15 protein-coding genes are annotated in these 18,923 nt (G+C 39.9%); 5 read left to right on the plus strand and 10 right to left on the minus strand.

The features are described from left to right. Positions 1-65: 65 nt before the first annotated feature. Positions 66-365 carry a hypothetical protein gene (locus R2Q66_RS15550; RefSeq protein ID WP_265841223.1) on the minus strand — a complete coding sequence of 100 codons (300 nt, stop codon included), beginning with the start codon at positions 363-365 and terminating at the stop codon, positions 66-68. Between the two features lie 188 nt (positions 366-553). Here R2Q66_RS15550 and R2Q66_RS15555 point away from each other — a divergent pair, with 188 nt between their 5' ends. Then, positions 554-1,702, plus strand: a complete 1,149-nt coding sequence (locus R2Q66_RS15555) for a tetratricopeptide repeat protein (RefSeq protein ID WP_316750594.1) — start codon at positions 554-556, stop codon at positions 1,700-1,702. On the opposite strand, the gene R2Q66_RS15560 is transcribed toward R2Q66_RS15555, so the two are convergent. Genes R2Q66_RS15560 through R2Q66_RS15570 form a run of 3 tightly spaced genes read right to left on the minus strand, consistent with a single transcriptional unit; the run spans position 1,703 to position 4,829 of the window. Then, a complete protein-coding gene (locus R2Q66_RS15560; protein WP_316750596.1) occupies positions 1,703-2,290 on the minus strand; it encodes a riboflavin synthase in 588 nt (195 codons plus the stop codon). Between the two features lie 3 nt (positions 2,291-2,293). After that, positions 2,294-3,781 carry an acetyl-CoA carboxylase biotin carboxylase subunit gene (gene accC / locus R2Q66_RS15565; RefSeq protein WP_316750598.1) on the minus strand — a complete coding sequence of 496 codons (1,488 nt, stop codon included), beginning with the start codon at positions 3,779-3,781 and terminating at the stop codon, positions 2,294-2,296. A 7-nt stretch (positions 3,782-3,788) separates the two neighbouring features. Continuing rightward, positions 3,789-4,829 (minus strand): threonine aldolase family protein, encoded by a 1,041-nt coding sequence (locus R2Q66_RS15570; RefSeq protein WP_410479436.1) that lies wholly within the window; start codon positions 4,827-4,829, stop codon positions 3,789-3,791. A gap of 461 nt (positions 4,830-5,290) precedes the next feature. Here R2Q66_RS15570 and R2Q66_RS15575 point away from each other — a divergent pair, with 461 nt between their 5' ends. Continuing rightward, complete coding sequence (locus R2Q66_RS15575; RefSeq protein ID WP_316750602.1) at positions 5,291-6,148, plus strand: N-acetylglucosamine kinase; 858 nt, start codon at positions 5,291-5,293, stop codon at positions 6,146-6,148. 82 nt (positions 6,149-6,230) lie between these two features. Here the strand turns inward: R2Q66_RS15575 and R2Q66_RS15580 are convergent, their stop codons facing one another. Beyond that, entirely contained in the window at positions 6,231-6,920 is a 690-nt protein-coding gene (locus tag R2Q66_RS15580) for an NUDIX hydrolase (RefSeq protein WP_316750604.1), read from the minus strand. 568 nt (positions 6,921-7,488) lie between these two features. Here R2Q66_RS15580 and pfkA point away from each other — a divergent pair. Genes pfkA through gap form a run of 3 tightly spaced genes read left to right on the plus strand, consistent with a single transcriptional unit; the run spans position 7,489 to position 10,325 of the window. Beyond that, a complete protein-coding gene (gene pfkA, locus R2Q66_RS15585) occupies positions 7,489-8,475 on the plus strand; it encodes a 6-phosphofructokinase (protein ID WP_316750606.1) in 987 nt (328 codons plus the stop codon). A 1-nt stretch (position 8,476) separates the two neighbouring features. Then, positions 8,477-9,319, plus strand: a complete 843-nt coding sequence (locus tag R2Q66_RS15590) for a hypothetical protein (protein WP_316750608.1) — start codon at positions 8,477-8,479, stop codon at positions 9,317-9,319. 4 nt (positions 9,320-9,323) lie between these two features. Further along, positions 9,324-10,325, plus strand: coding sequence for a type I glyceraldehyde-3-phosphate dehydrogenase (gene gap / locus R2Q66_RS15595; protein ID WP_265841214.1), 1,002 nt, complete (start codon positions 9,324-9,326; stop codon positions 10,323-10,325). Between the two features lie 366 nt (positions 10,326-10,691). Here the strand turns inward: gap and R2Q66_RS15600 are convergent, their stop codons facing one another. From R2Q66_RS15600 to R2Q66_RS15620, 5 genes are read right to left on the minus strand one after another with little or no spacing between them, the layout of a single operon-like run. Then, entirely contained in the window at positions 10,692-11,693 is a 1,002-nt protein-coding gene (locus R2Q66_RS15600; protein WP_316750611.1) for a BT_3987 domain-containing protein, read from the minus strand. 24 nt (positions 11,694-11,717) lie between these two features. Continuing rightward, positions 11,718-12,701 (minus strand): glycoside hydrolase family 18, encoded by a 984-nt coding sequence (locus R2Q66_RS15605; RefSeq protein WP_316750613.1) that lies wholly within the window; start codon positions 12,699-12,701, stop codon positions 11,718-11,720. Between the two features lie 45 nt (positions 12,702-12,746). After that, positions 12,747-13,847 (minus strand): DUF1735 and LamG domain-containing protein, encoded by a 1,101-nt coding sequence (locus R2Q66_RS15610; protein WP_316750615.1) that lies wholly within the window; start codon positions 13,845-13,847, stop codon positions 12,747-12,749. A 26-nt stretch (positions 13,848-13,873) separates the two neighbouring features. Continuing rightward, entirely contained in the window at positions 13,874-15,469 is a 1,596-nt protein-coding gene (locus R2Q66_RS15615; RefSeq protein WP_316750617.1) for a SusD/RagB family nutrient-binding outer membrane lipoprotein, read from the minus strand. Between the two features lie 24 nt (positions 15,470-15,493). Beyond that, positions 15,494-18,775 carry a SusC/RagA family TonB-linked outer membrane protein gene (locus R2Q66_RS15620; RefSeq protein ID WP_316750619.1) on the minus strand — a complete coding sequence of 1,094 codons (3,282 nt, stop codon included), beginning with the start codon at positions 18,773-18,775 and terminating at the stop codon, positions 15,494-15,496. Positions 18,776-18,923: the final 148 nt, after the last annotated feature.

Below are 18,923 nucleotides of genomic sequence, written 5' to 3' on the forward strand. Positions count from 1 at the left end.
AAAGGGCTACCAGCTTTTTTGTAAACTTATAAAATTATCAATTGGTAAAATCTGAGGTAATCGGTTTAATGACCGGTTGCTTCGTTAATGATTTGCTTCTCTTTTAAAGCTTCTACATTGTTTTTATTTCCAAAATTCTGAGTTTTATCGGCAAAGTATTCCAGTATGCCTACAATCGTTTCCAGGTTGTCTGAAACACGTTGGTGCATATCCGGCAGGTCTTTATCTAATCTTTTATCCCCCAATTCAATATTATCTACTTCAATCTTACCTATCTTCTGGATAATCGCTTGTTGTGAATGTTGTAAATCCTCCAACTCTCTGACTATCTTCTCCATTAATTCGAACTTTTTTAACGTATCCATACTATTTTTCGATTTAAATTAACACTCTATTGATATGGTAATAGAACCAATTACCCTGCCAGAATGTTTTCTTTTTCTCCATCCAGACCAGATTATGGCTTTCAAATTTGGAATACTGAAATCAAACTAATAACTTAGTTTATCTAAACGGCCCAATTAGCTTATCTTTCACCAAAATATTTTAGCGCATGAAAAAAATCCTGCTTTCTTTTGTAATTCTGATCAGCAGCTATGCTGTAAACGCTCAAACGACTACCGTTATAGATAAAGAAAAACTACTGGACTTTTTCCAAACGCAGCGTTACCTGGAGGCCGCACAATACCTGCAAAGCGTTTACACGGAGGACACTCAGGATCCAAAGGAAATTTCACAAATGGCTTATGCCTATATGATGGCCGGAAAACTACCGGAAGCAGAAAAGAACTACTTAAAACTTCATGAAGCAAAACCTGACGATATTGCGGGCTTATTTAACCTGTCGAACATCAACTCAAGAAGAGGAAACAATGTTAAAGCGAAGGAATACCTGATCAAAGTGGTTGCGCTGGACAGTAATAATTTCAATGCCTATAAGCAAATTGGTTTTATAGAAAGAGATAAGGGAGATATTGTACAGATGTTCAAGAATTTCAAAAGGGCCAATTCATTAAACCCTACAGATGCTGATGTCGCTTATGAAATGAGTGAGCTTTACTTCAAGATGAACAACTTCCGTCTGTCTTTAAAAGTACTGGAACCTGCTTTAGCGGCCGACAGTAGCAATATACAACTCCTTAAAATGCAAATGCCGGCAAGCATCGGATCCAAAGAATATAAAATAGCCCTCAAAACCGGAGAAAAAATAATGAGTTACGGAGACAGCTCTACATTTGTATTGACCAATATGGCAAAAACCTATTTCATACTGCTGGATTATCAAAAAGCACTGGATTACTTCTTAAAAGCAAATGTTGAAAAAGATGAAAATGAGGGGCTTTTATACAATATCGCCCTGAGTTACCGCGGGATTAAGGACTATAAAAACGCAGCGGTCTTTTTAGAACGCACCATCAAGGAGGCCATTTCCAGGAAAACATCCAGCTATTATGGTCTTTTAGGCGATTCTTATGAAAATATTGATAAAAACGACCTGGCAAATGCCGCTTATAAACGAGGTCTGTTGTTTGAAAACAATGGCAGTTTATATTATAACATCGCCTTAGTCTATGAAACCAAGTTCAATGATAAGAAAAATGCTATCAGCTATTACCAACAATACCTGAAAACAGTAAAGCCTGAAGAACAGGCTAAACTGGTCGTTTTTATCAAAAATAAGATTGAAGAACTAAAAAGGTAATTATGGACGACCCATCAAACGGGCCACATATTTACCAATAATATCAAATTCAAGGTTTACCGTATCGCCAACATTCACCTGATGGAGGTTGGTATGCTCAAAAGTGTAGGGAATGATAAAAACAGAAAACTCATCGTTTTCTGACCCTACCACGGTTAAACTGATACCGTTTACACAAACAGAACCTTTTTCTACGGTCACATTGCCGTTTTTCGAATCATATTGAAATCGGTATTCCCAGCTTCCGTCTAATTCTTCTCTTTTGACACAAACAGCAGTTTGATCTACATGCCCCTGTACAATATGTCCGTCCAGGCGTCCATTCATCTGCATACAACGCTCCAGATTCACTTTGCTACCCACCTTTAAATGATCCAAATTGGTCTTTTCTAAGGTTTCCTGAATCGCTGTTACCGTGTAAGCATCTTCTGTTAAAGCCACTACCGTTAAGCAGACCCCGTTATGGGCCACGCTCTGGTCGATTTTCAACTCATTACTCAATGTTGATTTAACGGTAAAATGAAGATTAGTTCCTTCTTCCCTGATCGCTGTTATTTCTGCTAAGGTTTCAATAATCCCTGTAAACATCTGCTAATTATATTTTGTACGGTTTCTTTTCCAATTGCTAACTTGTTGTTCCGAAGAATCCGCAAGCACTGCAACAGATTTCTTTTTATAAGTTATTGCCGCCATGACTGCTGCCATCAGCGCTTCATTTTCATCTGCAGGTTTTACCCTTTCCGGATTAAAATACCTGCTGACGAAATGGGTGTTAAAATCACCTGATTTAAAAGCCTCATGCTGCATGACAAATTTACCAAAACCCAGGGTAGTTTTTATCCCTGTAATGTGATATTCGTCGATTGCCCTCACCATTCTTTCAATCGCTTCTTCCCTGGTCTGACCGTAAGTAATCAGTTTGGCAATCATCGGATCATAATAGATTGGGATTTCCATGCCTTGCTCAAAACCATCATCTACACGCACTCCATTCCCTTTTGGGGTTTGATAAACTTCCAATGTACCTATATCAGGCAGGAAATTGTTTTCCGGATCTTCCGCATACACCCGTAGTTCAATCGCATGTCCATTAATTTTCAGGTCTTCCTGTGTATAGGAAAGTGCTTCTCCCCTGGCAATTTTGATCTGCTCTTTCACCAGGTCTAAACCGGTAATCAATTCCGTTACCGGATGCTCCACCTGAAGCCTGGTATTCATCTCTAAAAAGAAGAAATCAAGGTTCTCGTCCAGGATAAACTCTACTGTACCGGCACCTTCATAATTGACAGAACGGGCAACATCTACGGCACACTTGCCCATTTTCTCCCTGATTTCCGGAGTAAGCACACTAGAAGGCGCTTCTTCAATCACCTTTTGATGCCTGCGTTGTACCGAACATTCGCGTTCAAAAAGGTGGACAATATTGCCATGGCTATCCCCAAGGACTTGTATTTCTATATGTCTGGGAGAAGAAACGTAACGTTCAATAAATACAGCACCATCGCCAAAAGCGGAAGTTGCCTCAGAAACTGCCAGCTGCATTTGCTCTTCAAAATCACTTACCTTTTCTACCACACGCATCCCTTTGCCACCACCACCGGCAGCGGCTTTAATCAGGATGGGAAAACCGACTTCTACCGCTCTGGATTTAGCCTCTTCGATATCAGTAATCGCCTCCTCCGTTCCCGGAACCATAGGAATCTGGTATTTCAATGCCGCTGCTTTTGCAGACAATTTATTGCCCATGATTTCCATTGCTTCTGGTGTTGGACCGATCAAAATCAGACCGGAAGCTTTCACTAATCTGGCAAAAGCAGCATTTTCTGACAAGAAACCATAGCCAGGGTGAATCGCGTCAGCGCCGGTAATTTTACAGGCTTCAATAATTTTATCCCCCAGTAAATAACTTTGATTAGATGCTGCCGGGCCAATACAAATGGCCTCATCGGCATACCGCACATGGAGTGCTGTTCTATCGGCCTCCGAATAAACGGCTACCGTTTTAATCCCCATTTCACGTGCAGAGCGCATAATACGCAATGCAATCTCGCCCCTGTTGGCTATCAAAATTTTCTTCATGTAAAGGTTATTTATGGAGGGAAGGATGTAAATGTAAAATCTGTTCAATGGTATAATCGATCATTTCCGGAGAAACATCGAGATGGGTCACGAAGCGTATCTTTTTAAGCCCCATAGTACTACAGACAATTCCTTTTTCTGCCAGTAAGTGTATAATATTTTCCGTGTTAAAGCCGGTTGCAACCTCAAAAATCACAATATTGGTCTCTACAGGCATCACAGAAGCCACATAAGTTACCTGATTTAAGGCCGCTGCTAAGGCTTTCGCATGATCATGGTCAACAGACATTCTTTGCACATGGTGATCCAAAGCGTAAATTCCGGCCGCAGCCAGAAATCCCGATTGTCTCATTCCACCGCCAAATGCCTTACGAATCTTAACTGCTTTTTTGATGGTTTCTTTGCTTCCCAATAAAACGGAACCTACGGGAGCGCCTAATCCTTTAGATAAGCACACTGAAATCCCGTCGAAATATTGACCGTAATGTTTAGCAGAATCTCCGGTAGCCACCAAAGCATTAAAAATCCGGGCACCGTCCAGGTGTAACTTGAGTCCTTTTATATTACATAAGGTATGGATGGGCTCAATTTGCGACAATTGATAACAAGCGCCACCGCCTTTATTGACAGTGTTTTCCAGGACTACCAGGCTTGAATTTGGGTAATGAATATTATCTTCATTGATTTCCGGCTCTATTAATTCCGGACTAATGATGCCACGCGGGCCGTTTAACAACCTTACGGAGGCCATGGAATGGTAAGCAATTCCGCCCCCCTCATATCGATATACATGAGCGGTCTGGTCGCAAATAACCTCATCCATTGGCTGGGTAAAGCATTTAATTGCGATCTGATTGGTCATTGTTCCAGAAGGGCAAAATAGTCCGGCTTCCATATGAAATATCCCTGCAAGCTTTGTTTCCAGTTCATGAACGGTTTCATCTTCTCCGAAAACATCATCGCCAACCTTCGCAGCCATCATTGCAGCCAGCATTCCTGCCGTTGGTTTGGTCACGGTATCGCTTCTCAAATCAATCTTTATTGCCATCATATTGTATTATAGCGTGTCTACAAATATTAACTTTTTAAATGTCGTTAAAAAGAGGTGTAGTACAAAATCGACAGAGCTAACGAGATAATTACACGAATTAAAGAAATACTATTATTTTCTTTAAAAACACCGTTTAAGGCTAGTAAAACGTTTATTAACTCCCCTATGCGGGTTTTTTAAATCTATGAAAAGACGTTTTTCCAGAATTAAAATGCCATTTCTGGTAAATGCCTGATTTTAAATTTGGATTTCAAAATAACAAGTGTATTTTAGGCTTAGTGTTTTTTTAACAATATGGTAACTTTAAATCAATAAATAAAACGAGCAAAAACGCCCTTATTAGTACAATAGAGGCGGAAAATTATTTAAAAACTTTAACCAAAGAATTAAAATTATGAAAAAAAACCCTACAAAAGTGTTAGGATTATTTACTTTTATCCCGAAAAAAACAAATTAAGATGATAGTTATTGCAGATGGTGGTTCAACCAAAACCAATTGGTGTTTAATTAATGAAGCAGGCAGAAAAATTCTATTTAATACCGAGGGATACAATCCATACTTTTCAGATACCGCATATATTGTTGGTTCGTTAAGAAAGTCTCTTCCGGATCATTTAGAAACTGATAAACTTACCGAAGTAAATTACTATGGTGCAGGTTGTTCAACAGATGCCAAGCGCAAAATTGTAGCAGATGCTATGCAACAGGTTTTTCCTAATGCAAAGATCAACATAGGACACGATTTATTGGCATCATGCCGTGCTTTACTAGGTGATGAGCCTGGTTTTGCAGCGATATTAGGCACAGGTACAAACTCTTGTTTGTATGACGGTAAAGACATTACACAAAATATTGATTCTCTGGGTTATTTCCTTGGAGATGAAGGTAGTGGATGCTTTATTGGAAAAAGAATTCTTAGTGATTATATGAAAGGTTATATGCCTAAAGGATTAAGAGAAAGTTTCTATGATAACTTTGCCTTAACTAATGAGGACATTTTCGACCAGATTTATAACAAACCGCTTCCAAATCGTTTTTGCGCTGGTTTCAGCAAGTTCTTATACGACTACAAAGACAATTACGAAGATTACACCTTCTCTACAGTAGATTACGCGTTTACGGCTTTCTTCGAGAATTTGGTGATTCATTACCCAAATTACAAAGACTACTCTTTAAACTGTGTAGGATCTGTAGGTTATAGCTTCAGAGATATTTTAAGCGTTGTTGCAGACAGATATGAGATGGGCGTTGGCAAAGTAATCCGTTCTCCTATAGATGATTTAGTGGAATACCACATGACTACTGTAAATAAATAAGCAGCTGGTTTCTATACTTAAAAAGGCCACAGCATTTAACATGCTGTGGCCTTTTTACATTTTAGGTATTGGTTTTTCTTAGTTAAAAAGAGATCTCTTTGCTGAACAATTTGGCGTATTTACGCTTATCAAATTTATACAGGGTTGCGGCTCTAAAGGAAACCCCTTTTTGTTTTTCTTCCAGGTCTTTCAACACACCGAAGCTCAACATCTTCTTTCTAAAGTTTCTTTTGTCTAGTTTTTTGTTCAGAATGATTTCATACACATTTTGCAATTGCGTCAGGGTAAATTTTTCCGGCAAAAGCTCAAAAGCAATAGGCTGATGTTTGATCCTTCTTTTAATTTTCTCCAGCCCTTTATCGAAAATCTGCTGATGATCGAATGCCAGTTTCGGCAGGCTTTTTACATTGATCCAATGGGCTTGTTTCGCATAATTACTTAAGGGTTTTAAGGCTTTATCGCCTCCTAAACGCAATAATGCATAATAGGCAATACTAACTACCCTTCCCTGTGGATGTCGGTTCACATCCCCAAAAGTGTAATATTGTTCCATATATACATCACCCAGTCCGGTTAGTTCATGCAAAATACGGGAAGCCGACTGATCTAAACTCTCATCTTCTCCCACTATATTTCCTGGCAATGCCCACCAGTCCTTAAAGGGTTCCTCGTTCCTTTCTATCAAAAGAATTTTCAATTCTCCTTCATCAAATCCGAACAGCACACAATCAATCGAGAAAGTGGAATTAAACTTTGGTAAGACTTCTTTCAAAATATCAAATTTTATTTATCAAACTTATTTTTCAATCTGCCTTGAATTCTATTTAAGGCGTTAATTTATGGTAGATTATTTATTTTTCTATTCTTTTCGCTTAACCCGCTTCCTATTCTTCTCCCCTTCCCAACCGGGTTTAATCTATAAAGTTCTTAAATAATATCCTGTTTTAACAAGATTAACAGGATTTAAGTTAAAAACAAAATGAAAAGTATAATTATAAAAATAATGTTGCAAAAGAATCTTAAGGGAATTGAGGTACTGAATCGGATTTTTCAGTCGTGTTTTCTATATTGCATCCGCAAATCCTGCGGATGCAGGGATATTGAATCAGGTTTATTGATTTTAAATCTTGTTTTTTGTCGCGCGGAACACCTTAATACTTCCTTTTTATTCAAAAAGGCTAAATCATTAAAGCAACGAACAGATTTTGACGAATCTATACTAAAAAATTAAATTTTTAAACATTGAAGCAATAAAATGCATGTGCATCCTAATTACATAGGAAAATACAAAATAAATTACTTAGTGTAAAAAATACACGCTATATTCGTAATCACAAATCATGAAACCAAATATTAAAAATATCGCCGTATTGACATCTGGAGGAGACGCTCCAGGGATGAACGCCTGCATCAGAGCAGTAGTTCGTACCGGTATATACAATGGAATCAACATGTTTGGGGTTTTGCAGGGATACCAGGGCTTGATCAGCAATAACATCAAGCCAATGGACGCAAGATCCGTTAGTAACATCATACACTTAGGTGGCACCATTCTAAAAACAGCACGTTGTCTTGAGTTTAAAACTGAAGAAGGAATGCAGACTGCTTTTGAAAACTTAAAAGCCCGCGATATTGACGGCTTAGTAGTAATTGGTGGTGATGGAACATTTACAGGCGCACAACTTTTTGGAAAGAAGTTCGGAATTCGCGTGATCGGGATTCCAGGAACAATTGACAATGATTTATACGGGTCTGATTTTACTTTAGGATACGATACGGCTATAAATACCGTTATTGAAGCAATAGATAAAATCAGAGATACTGCCGATTCACATGACCGTTTATTCTTTATTGAAGTGATGGGAAGAGATTCAGGATGTATCGCCCTGAGAAGTGCAATTGCCAGTGGCGCAGAAGCGGTACTCCTACCGGAAAAAGAAACCAGTCTGGACGAGCTAGTTGCACAATTGGCCATCGGAGCTTCTACAAAGAAGTCTTCCAGCATTGTAATCGTATCTGAAGGCCATAAAGCCGGCGGTGCTTACGATGTTGCAAAAGCAGTTAAAGAACGTTTTAACCACTATGACACGAAAGTAACGATATTAGGCCACCTGCAACGTGGAGGTAGCCCAAGTAGTTTCGACCGTATTTTAGGCAGTCGATTGGGCTTTGCAGCCGTAAATGAATTGCTAAAAGGCAGTACCATGCAAATGGTTGGCTTACGTGGCAATGATATTAAGACAACAAGTATAGACGAAGCGCTAACCAGACATACTTTCAAATTGGAAAGTGACTTATTGGAGATGACTAAGGTTTTATCCATTTAATATGATAGCGGTAGTTTACAGTGGGTCTAAAACAGCATACTGGAAAATTGCACAAGATGGAAAAACCATCGCTGAATGCAATATGCCAGGTATTAATCCCTGTTTTAATGACCAGAAGTCTATACTTCAATTCTTAAACAAGAAATCGATTCTGGTGAATCACGCAGAAAGCATTAAGAAAATTTATGTTTTTGCTGCTGGTGCTTCCTCAGAAGAAAGAAGAAATGAACTGGCGGAAACGCTTGGAATGTTCTTTAGATATAGTAAAATAACGGTTAAAGACGACCTGTATGGTGCAGCACTCTCTGCCTGTTATAATAACCCTGGAATTGTAGGTTTATTGGGTAGCGGAGCAAATTGCGCTTATTACGACGGAAAGAAACCGGAGAAGAACAACTTTGGACTGGGGTATATCCTCGGAGATGAAGGTTCGGCAAATTACCTTGGAAAAACACTATTGAAGTGTTTTGTTCAGGATAAACTGCCAAAGGACTTACATAAAAAGTTTGAACTGAAGTATAATCTGGACAGGCCGCAAATCCTGGAACGTGTATACAAAAGACCTCTGGCTCAACAGTTTCTAAGTTCTTTCTTTGATTTTTTTATTGAAAACAGAAACGATAAATTTTTGTTAGGGATTATAGAGAAAGGGTTTGAGAATTATTTTAACACTTATTTATTACCCACATTGAAATTACACCCCGGTAAAGAAATACATTTTGTAGGACTTGTGGCCGGAAACTTCCAGGAAGAGCTGCGGGCAACTGCAAAAAGGCACGGACTGGAAATAACATCGATTACTAAAGAACCGATATATAATTTACTAAACTACTATTCAAATTAACAAAATGAGCAAAATTGGAATAAACGGCTTTGGCCGTATCGGCAGACTGGTTTTTAGAGCTGCTTTAAAAAGAGGATTAGATATTGTTGCAATCAATGATTTAGTTGAGCCGGATTACATGGCTTATATGTTAAAATATGACACTACACACGGTCGTTTTGATGGTACTATTGAAGTAGTAAACGGACACCTTGTAGTAAATGGAAAAACGATCCGTATCACTGCGGAAAGAGATCCAGCAAACTTAAAATGGAATGAAGTAGGTGTAGAAACTGTAATTGAATCTACAGGTTTATTCTTAACTCAGGCTGATGCTGAGAAACACATTCAGGCTGGTGCTAAAAGAGTAGTTCTTTCTGCTCCTGCAAAAGATGATTCTATCCCTACTTACGTAATGGGTGTAAATCATGAGTTATTAACTGCTGATCAAACTGTAGTTTCTAACGCATCTTGTACTACTAACTGTTTAGCGCCAATCGCTAAAGTATTAAACGACAACTTCGGTATCGTTGAAGGCTTAATGAGCACTGTGCACGCAGTTACTGCAACACAAAAAACAGTAGATGGTCCTTCAGCTAAGGACTGGAGAGGTGGACGTGGAGGTTTCTCTAACATTATCCCTTCTGGAACTGGTGCTGCTAAAGCAGTAGCAAAAGTGATTCCTGCACTAAAAGGAAAATTAACAGGTATGGCTTTCCGTGTACCGGTAGCTGATGTATCTGTAGTAGATTTAACAGTTCGTCTGGAAAAACCAGCAACTTATGAGCAAATTAAAGCAGCCATGAAAGAAGCCTCAGAAGGTTACTTGAAAGGTGTTCTAGGATATACAGAAGATGAAGTTGTTTCTTCTGACTTTATAGGAGATGATCGTGCGTCAATTTTCGATGCAAATGCAGGTATCGCATTAAACGACAACTTCGTGAAAGTAGTTTCTTGGTATGATAACGAATGGGGCTATTCTAATGCATTAGCTAAATTCGTAGAGTACTACGGAAACGTAAAGTAAAACCCGTTCATACAGGTTTATATTTGGTTAGAAAAGGGATGTGTCTGGATGGAACATCCCTTTCTTGTTTTCTGACCATTCATCTGGCTTTGATATTTTTATAATAACTGATCTATGAATTGCTTTGTCCTGAATATTGGATTTGATTACATGGTTAGCAGAAAGTAGTCCTTGGGAATATGTTATGATCCGATTCTTCCCCAATCTACTTGCTACTCCATCCATCATTATTTGTTGAATACTTTGCCCGTATACCTAAAACATCAGACAACCTGATAGAACCCCTAAAAAAACAAAGGGGCTTCAAAAGGTTTCCCAACCTTTAAAACCCCTTTAGAACCAGTATTTTATACTGTAAAAAAGATTCTACTGAACTACATTTAATTCGGCAATCCCCACTCTGGTACCACCACTCGAAGAAGTAGCGTCAAACCTAAAATATCTGGCCTGTACCGGAATAATAAAATTGATATTCTTCAGATCCGGGTTCGTCGCCGACGATGTTGCAGCAGGCCCTGTACCCTTCCAGGCACCTTGTACGGTCCAGATTAAATTATCCATGCTGGTCGAAACAGTTATTCCAGTTGCATTTTCCGTGGTCGCTACATAATTGGGTACCATTACAAAACCTTTAATCTGCTGAGCGGCACCCATATCTATGCTCAGCCATTTAGCGGCAAAAGAAGAGGTACTGCTCGACCTCCAGGCTGTGGTATTAACTCCATCCAGCATGGCAGGTCCTAAAGATCCGGCAGTGGTACTACCTACAGTCGGCACCCATCCTGTTCTGGAGATAAATGTTCCGGTTAATGGGAGTTGCGCATCACTAACATTCGTATAGGTGCTTTTTACAACCACATAAACCGTTCTATAGTTATCACTGGCTTTTGCCCCTTTGTCCTTACCCGAAATATCCCTTATTGAAACTGGCAGGAGATAGCCGTTGACATCATTTAATTGCAACCTGTTCAGCAGCTGGATTCTCAACGAATCTGTGGAGACCATGCTACCAGCGGGAATGGTAAGCGCAGAACTGCCTACAATTTTATAGTTTGCGGCAGGCAGCAATACATAGTTTGTTTTATTTGTACTGTTATAATTACCGACCAGACTTTCATCCGTACTTATATTTACCTGCACATCGGTACTAATTCCCCGTGTTAAATAAGCAGGGAATTTAGCGATAGAATCACCTGATACCGTCAAAGGCGTTCTTATAAATGCCAGATTAGCAACATGCACATCCCCTCCATCAGTTTTGATAAAAGCCGAAAGCTCTTTAGAATCCAGAACTCCATCTTTTTTGCAGGCATTTAAAATTAGTATGCTGAAAATGGTTGCATACCAGAACTTATATCTTGCTTTCATATTTTAATATTTTAGGTCAATGAATTAACGAACAGCAGGATTCATAATTTGAATGGCCTGTCTGGTAAATTTAAAGTCGGGATTGAGCGGATATTCATATTGGGCCAGATAAACACCCGTTCCACCTTTACGTCCTTGCGTAGGTTGCCAGTAAGCCATTCCTAATAGTGAAGGGATTACGCCACGTACCGGATCAGTAAAGTTTACCCCTCCTTTTTCCCAGTAACTCTCAAAATTTTCCGCTACTATAAACTTCCTGATTGGAAGCGTTCCGAAACCATATTGAACAAACCTGTTTTGAAGGTTTGTCGGAGAATTAGCCGCATAAGCCTGTTGAACGAGATAATCGATATATGGCGCAAGCTCAGGCGTACTTTCCCCATCAATAATCAATAGTTTACCAGTACCTGAAAGCGGACCAAGATATTTGGACAACGACTTATATAAAGCTGTTGTGAGGTTGGCACCGCTTATTCCATCCTTACCACTTGTAAAAATCCCGCCTTGTCCGAAATGTGGTTCATAATCAATATCAAAACCATCCACCCCATTCAACTTCACTTCAGCATCAAGATCTCTGGCTATGCTATCTAAAGCAACCAGAATCGGAAGCTTCGGATATTTTGCCAGCAGCGCTGAGGAGATATGATCCGCACCACGAACCAGTACGAATCTTGTTCCTTTAATTTCCTGTGTTTTTTTCAGCACATTGTGATTATAGGAGCCTACCGGAGGGCATCCTCCCCATAAGCTCACAATATCAACACTATCAGGGATCTGATCCATTACACCTGGTACATTTGGATTTCCCTCACCACCAGTTGCTCCAAACCAACCAAAAAACACTTGATGATCCGTTTTTTTATAGGCCCTTAAATTGGCAAAATAATCATCAGATCTTTGAAGCACCTGTTTCATAGGTATATTTTCAGGCGTATTTTCTTTCGAACACGAAAAGAAGGATAGGCTGATGACCAGCATACCGGCCATTATTAATAACTTATTCATACTCATAACGATTGCTTTATGTTACGTTTTTAATTTTATCAAATGTTAATCAGGACACCTTACAACCGGAACCCATTTCACAGTCCCACCTATCGTTCCGGTATGTCCATGTCCGGTTGCATCGGCAACGGTAATCCCTTTACCTTCATTAAATTTCCAATAGCCATACAGTCCATTAGAACCCGGATTTACAGCACACATTCCACTGCTTATTTCTGCCTGAGTCAGTGTTTTTGTCCAGAACCTAAGTTCCTGTACCTGCGCTGAACCTCCAAAACCCATGGTTTCCAGATTGAACTTAGTATTGGCCGGGGCCGATGTTGTACCGTCTAGTTTTCCATCTACATAGATTTTAAAACTATTTGCCGCACCATCAAAAACATAAGCAATATGATACCATTTATTGGTTAAAAACTCGGTAGTTGAGGAAGGTTGTATCCCCCCATATTTTACCTGCAACTGATTTGGTTTAATGACCACATCACCAAAACGGGAATAGATTTCAGAAGAACCGGCATAAAACAAAGCCATATTATTCTTAAAAGCTGAAGTCACCCTAACCCTCATTTCTACGGTAAACTGAGTCAAATCCTTGATCGGATCAGGTAGCGTAAACGTCACTCCCGTAGAACCGGCATCCAATGCCGAATTGATGAGCACCCGATTGATCACAATGTAAAAAACCTTTGAGGCATCTATAACCGGGATACCCGATGAAGCATTTTTAATCGCAATTGGGATCATATACAAGTCGCCATCTTTTATGGTCGCATCCAAAGGAGAAACCGTTATTTTTATCGCATTCGAAACACTTGCCCCCGCAGGAATAACAGCCGTATTGGCCGACAAAGAATAGAACTTTTCAGGTAGCGCTTTGTACTTTGTATTGTGCTTCCTATTAAAATCCGCCACCACATTGGTATCAGAAACGTAAGAAATGTCAATATTTTCTGGTGTTATCGCCGAAGAACTAGAGGTCAAAGTAATTGAACCACCCATATCATCAACGGAAACAAAGCCCTGAACAGATTCGGCTGCATTTGTAATAAACAGCCCCCTGGTTTCTACGTCATTTTTCTTACAGGCGAAAAATAGTACCAGGATCAAAGCAGGTATAATTTGATATAAAATGTTATATTTTTTCATAATCATGATATTATTGTCTTTAAATACTACGGTTTTTTATCCCACCACAAGCGTGTTCCACCATTATCCGCGCCACCTAACAAGGTTATTCCCTTGCTAATCTCTGCTCCATTTTGCTGATACTGAGCCAAAGGATAAGGTAATCTGCGAACCTGCTTCACTACATCTATATTCCCCCTATTCAAACTGATCGGGAAAATTTTAGGAAATCCTGTTCTTCTGAATTCGCTCCAGGCTTCCTGTCCATTTGGATACAGAGCCAACCATTTTTGAGTAATAATTCGCTCTAATTTGACATCTAACACGGCGGCATCATCCCATTTTATGGTAATTGAAGATAATGCAGCACGACTATTTGAGCTCCCTCCACTTGCAAAATCAGTATAGTCTTTAGGCTTTGCTGTATTGTCTGCAAGATACCCTGCCGGCATAGCCACCCCGGCTTCCGAGAAAGCCGTAGTAATACCTGTTTCATACCATTGTTTTACCGTTCCGCCAACATTCCAACCGCGTAATACGCCTTCAGCCTTTAAAAAACACACCTCAGAAGCCTGCATCCAGGGCATCGGGGTCTGATCGGTTACATTTAATTCAGAAAATGGCTGATAAGAAGCTCTGGTTACATTGATCCCGCTACGGATACCTAAAAATTCTGAAGTATGCGCTGTTAAAGTGGCTGTTTTAAACCAAACAGCTATTCTTGGGTCATTATAACCTGTTAAAATAGATTGCATAGAGGCCCCCATCCTGGCTTCTTTATAATCCTGCGTGAGTGTACGTAGGGGATTAGAATAATTAAGTGCGCCGTTTCCTGGTTTAAGACCTTGTAAGGCATTATCTGCAGCCGTCGTAATCATACCCGCAGGGTTAGTCAGCGCTTCCTCCGCATATGATTTTGCTTTATCAGGAGCGACATAAGCAATTCGAATGGCAAGTCTTAAGATTAAGGAATTTGCAAATCTGGCCCATTTTAAATAATCACCAGCATAGATCAGGTCGTAAGATTTTAAAGGTGTTCCGGCACCAGCACCAAGCTTAAACAACATATTTCTTGCTTTAATCAAGTCGCCAAAAGCCGATAAATAAACACTTTCCTGACTTTCATAAGCCGGAGTAAAAGATCCTGAAGCTAATGAACTCGCAGGAATTGGCCCGTAGCTATCTGTCGCCTTGATCAATCCCGTTACTTTAATGATCTGCGCGACCGAAAACTGTAAAGAGTCTCCTGATAGTGCGCTCAGGTCTTTGATGTTTTTCCAGGCAGCCATCAACTTGCCGCTCAGTGTAAACTGCTCATTCACCCAACTCAGGTTAAAAGCATAGGTCAGGTTGTTCGAATTCCCACCCCAATCACCAGCTTGCCCCATATAGCCCGAAAAAGAATCTCCCGCTAAATTATAGCCTACCTGATAACTGTTTACAAAATCGGTTCTGCCCGCAGCATCTCCCGCCGGTAAGACCGCATTGATCATGGCTGGGAAGTTTTTACCGGAAGCATAATTATCAGCTTCCTGTTGTGCTAAGGTAGACAGATATGGATTTGTATTAAATTCTTCATATTTTTTTGTACAGGCAGACGATAGGACTACCAGCCACAACAATAATATTTGTATCCTTTTCATGTTCTTTTAAATATTTTGTTCAAACTAAAACTGTGCAGTTACACTGAAACCAATGCTTCTGTAACTGGGCTGACGGAAATAGTCAATACCTTGATCATAAGTTCCTGTAGAAGATGTTGATTCAGGATCGAAGGGTGATTTGTTGTAAAACATGAACAGGTTACGTCCAGTTGCGGAAACTTTGATATGATCTATTTTACCACCTAAAAATTTCGCCGGGATGGTATAACCAAATGCAGCTTCTCTCAACCTTACATTGGTAGCACTATATACATAATAACCGCTCATTCCGACTGTAGCGCCTGAAGCAGCCCCCAGTAAATTGTAAAATTTCTCTACATCGGCATATTGCTTACCATATATTGTCACAGCGCCACGATCTCTGTCTTCCGCCGACTTTTGAGATACGCCGTAAGCATCCATGATAGACTGGGTGTAAGAAACGCCAACTCCCCCGATACGGGCATCAACCAAAAATGAAAGGCTAAAGTTTTTATAGGTAAAATTGTTTCTCCATCCAATATTATAATCAGGTGTAGAACGACCAATAAAACGTCTTGGAATGGTTATTTTTTCGATGTTACCATTCCCTGGATTCACCCAAAGGTTCCCCTGATTATCTTCACGCAAAGCTTGAGAAATATACAAATCGGCTGTTGATCCTCCCACCGCTAGTAAGTTTTGTAAATCTCCGATACCTCCCATGTTGGTACTGTCGCGGCCAAAAACTTCTTGCGTCACCGGATTTTTATATCCTTCAGAAAGACGTTTTATTTTGTTCCGGTTAAGCGTGAAAATTGCGGATGTTGTCCAGTTAAAATCTTTTAAACTGGTACTATAACCTAAAGTGGCTTCAATACCCTGATTTTGAATATTTCCTGCATTATAATAGAATACAGAATAGATATTTCCGGTTAATGGTTGTGAAAGTAATTGATTAGTAGTGTTCGACTTATAGACAGTTGCATTTAAACTCAGTTTATTCTTTAAAAATTTCAATTCTAAACCTGCTTCATAAGATTTCGTACGTTCAGGTTGGAAATCCGGAAAAGGAGCAGGTCGGTCCGCGCTCGGATCTACCAGCGAAAAGGTAGGGAAACTTAAATTAGGTGGATTACCTACTTCGGCATAAGAGAACCTCACTTTCGCAAATGAAAGCACTGAAGCCGGTATCTTAAATGCATCGCTGATCACACTGGAAATCCCTACTGAAGGATAGAAGTAAGATTTTTTATTGGCGATTGACAACTGTGAAGGCCATTCGTACCGACCTGTCGCATTTAAAAATATCATTTTTTTATAGTCAAACTCCGCAGTAGCAAATCCCGATTGCAATTGTTTATGCAAATAAGTCTGTGAAGGTACATTGACTGTATTTTCCTGAACAGAGTAAAAATTAGCTAGCCTGGCCAGCTTTCCACCACCCAAAAGTCCGTCCGCTTTATCATCCTGATAACTCCCTCCTACATTGGCATTAAAGCTCAGCTCAGGTGTAATATTCCGGTTTATGGAAGCGATTAAATCGATATAAGAGTTTTTCAATAGATTCTTACCACTGGTATAAAAACCAAACTCCGATGCAAAAATTCCATCTGTTCCGGCAGGACGTTTTACTTCGCTTTGTACGTCGCTGTTATCAATACGCACCCTTCCCACAATATCCAGCCAATCCAACACCTTGTATTTGGCCGTTGCACTTAGCATATAACGATCGGTCTTGTTGACATTTGATTCTGCATCAGTAATCCAATAAGGATTTTGAATGCTCAATCCCTGGTTTCCAAAAGGCCAGAACTGCGTTGAAATTTTGCGGTTGGGATCATATCTGGAATACACCTGATACTTTCTGATATCATCACCCGGAGGGAATAAATAAATCGGGATTAAGGGATTGTGATATTGCCCCTGAGCAATCATATTCTGATCGTCAGTTTTGGCATACATCACCCCGAAATCAATCGTCAGCCGATCCGTTAAATTAGCCGTATGTCTCAGGTAAAAATTATACCTGTTGTATTCATTTTCACGGATAATTCCATTCGCATTGTTCATACCTGCGGAAAAGAAAGTCTGACTTTTTTCCGTTCCTCCGGATAAACTCATCGCGTTAAACACATTGGAACCGGTCTGAAAGAAATCTTTAGGTTTGTAACTAGAAGGTGTTTCTAATTTCGCCCCCCAGCTGGTCATCTGTGCATCATTGGCCTGACCATACGTGTTCTGAAAACGAGGCATCACAAATGGAGAAAAGAAATCAGTGCTATTGCTTAAGTTGATTTTCATTTTCCCGATGCTACCCTTTTTTGTCGTCACCACGATGACACCGTTTGCCCCCTGATTACCATACAATGCCGTGGCCGAAGGGCCTGTAAGCGCCGATATACTTTCTATATCTTCCGGGTTAATGCTGGAAATACCTTCTCCACTGACCACACCTGCAAAAGGGCCTCCTACGACTCCTCCGCTGCTATTCGGAATGGGAATACCATCTACTACATACAATACATTGTTGTTTCCGGAGATAGATTTTACACCACGCATCACCACTCTGCTGGCACCGCCAATACCGGATGAACTTGGGTTAATCGTTACCCCAGCCACCTTACCTGCAAGTGCATTTACAAAATTGGCGTCCTTATTACGGGTTAGTTCATCCCCTTTTAATTCCTGGACATTATATGTTAATGACCTGACTGATTTTTTTAGCCCCAGTGCGGTAATCACCACCTGGTCCAGTTCATTTTTCTCTTCGGTCAGCACCACCTCAATTTTGGTTTGGGAACCAACTTTAAGTTCTTTCTTTAAGTAACCTACTGAGGAAAAAACAAGCACATCTCCGGCATCGGCCTCTATAGAAAAAGCACCCGAAGCGTCGGTTAAAGCCGCCTTATTGCGCTGTTTATTGAGCACCGAAACACCAGGAATTGCTAAACCTGCAGTATCCTTAACGGTTCCGGTAATCTTTTTGTACTGATAACCATTGATGGAGGAGAATAGCAGTTTGACCAAGTCTTCTTTTGGCGAAATGACAATGTAGTTGTTCCTGATGACAAATTCGAGCGGCTGATTTTTCAAAATCGCACTCATCGCTTCTGTCACCGTACTGTTTTGAAGGGAGACATCAATGGAGCCTATTTTTTTTATCGTCTTCTTTTCGTAGATAAAACTATAGCCGCTCATTTTTTCAATCCTGGAAAAAACAGCTTCTATTTTAGCGTTTTTTAGTTGAAGATTGATTTTTTGTGAATAGCTTTTAGCCGAGACAATTGTGGCAAATGAAAACAGTAATATTACAGTAATTTTCATGACGATCCAGGTTTTTGATCGGTTGATTGCTCCAAAAAAATCCAATGTTTTTTTGTTTTTAGCATTTAATCGCATAGATTTGGTTAGTTAGGGTAAGAAATTTTCCTTCGTGGGAAACAATTATTGAGCCTTATACTTTTGCCGATTT

Origin of the sequence: Pedobacter gandavensis (assembly GCF_032677645.1) — a bacterium.
In the GTDB taxonomy this organism is placed as follows: domain Bacteria; phylum Bacteroidota; class Bacteroidia; order Sphingobacteriales; family Sphingobacteriaceae; genus Pedobacter; species Pedobacter gandavensis_A.

Bases quoted from the DNA above. Each gene is read 5' to 3' on its own strand.
- R2Q66_RS15615 (WP_316750617.1), bottom strand. From the start codon at position 15,469: ATGAAAAGGATACAAATATTATTGTTGTGGCTGGTAGTCCTATCGTCT.
- R2Q66_RS15570 (WP_410479436.1), bottom strand. From the start codon at position 4,829: ATGGCAATAAAGATTGATTTGAGAAGCGATACCGTGACCAAACCAACG.
- R2Q66_RS15605 (WP_316750613.1), bottom strand. From the start codon at position 12,701: ATGAATAAGTTATTAATAATGGCCGGTATGCTGGTCATCAGCCTATCC.
- gap (WP_265841214.1), top strand. From the start codon at position 9,324: ATGAGCAAAATTGGAATAAACGGCTTTGGCCGTATCGGCAGACTGGTT.
- R2Q66_RS15620 (WP_316750619.1), bottom strand. From the start codon at position 18,775: ATGAAAATTACTGTAATATTACTGTTTTCATTTGCCACAATTGTCTCG.
- R2Q66_RS15550 (WP_265841223.1), bottom strand. From the start codon at position 365: ATGGATACGTTAAAAAAGTTCGAATTAATGGAGAAGATAGTCAGAGAG.
- R2Q66_RS15575 (WP_316750602.1), top strand. From the start codon at position 5,291: ATGATAGTTATTGCAGATGGTGGTTCAACCAAAACCAATTGGTGTTTA.
- R2Q66_RS15600 (WP_316750611.1), bottom strand. From the start codon at position 11,693: ATGAAAGCAAGATATAAGTTCTGGTATGCAACCATTTTCAGCATACTA.
- R2Q66_RS15610 (WP_316750615.1), bottom strand. From the start codon at position 13,847: ATGAAAAAATATAACATTTTATATCAAATTATACCTGCTTTGATCCTG.
- pfkA (WP_316750606.1), top strand. From the start codon at position 7,489: ATGAAACCAAATATTAAAAATATCGCCGTATTGACATCTGGAGGAGAC.
- R2Q66_RS15555 (WP_316750594.1), top strand. From the start codon at position 554: ATGAAAAAAATCCTGCTTTCTTTTGTAATTCTGATCAGCAGCTATGCT.
- R2Q66_RS15560 (WP_316750596.1), bottom strand. From the start codon at position 2,290: ATGTTTACAGGGATTATTGAAACCTTAGCAGAAATAACAGCGATCAGG.
- R2Q66_RS15590 (WP_316750608.1), top strand. From the start codon at position 8,477: ATGATAGCGGTAGTTTACAGTGGGTCTAAAACAGCATACTGGAAAATT.
- accC (WP_316750598.1), bottom strand. From the start codon at position 3,781: ATGAAGAAAATTTTGATAGCCAACAGGGGCGAGATTGCATTGCGTATT.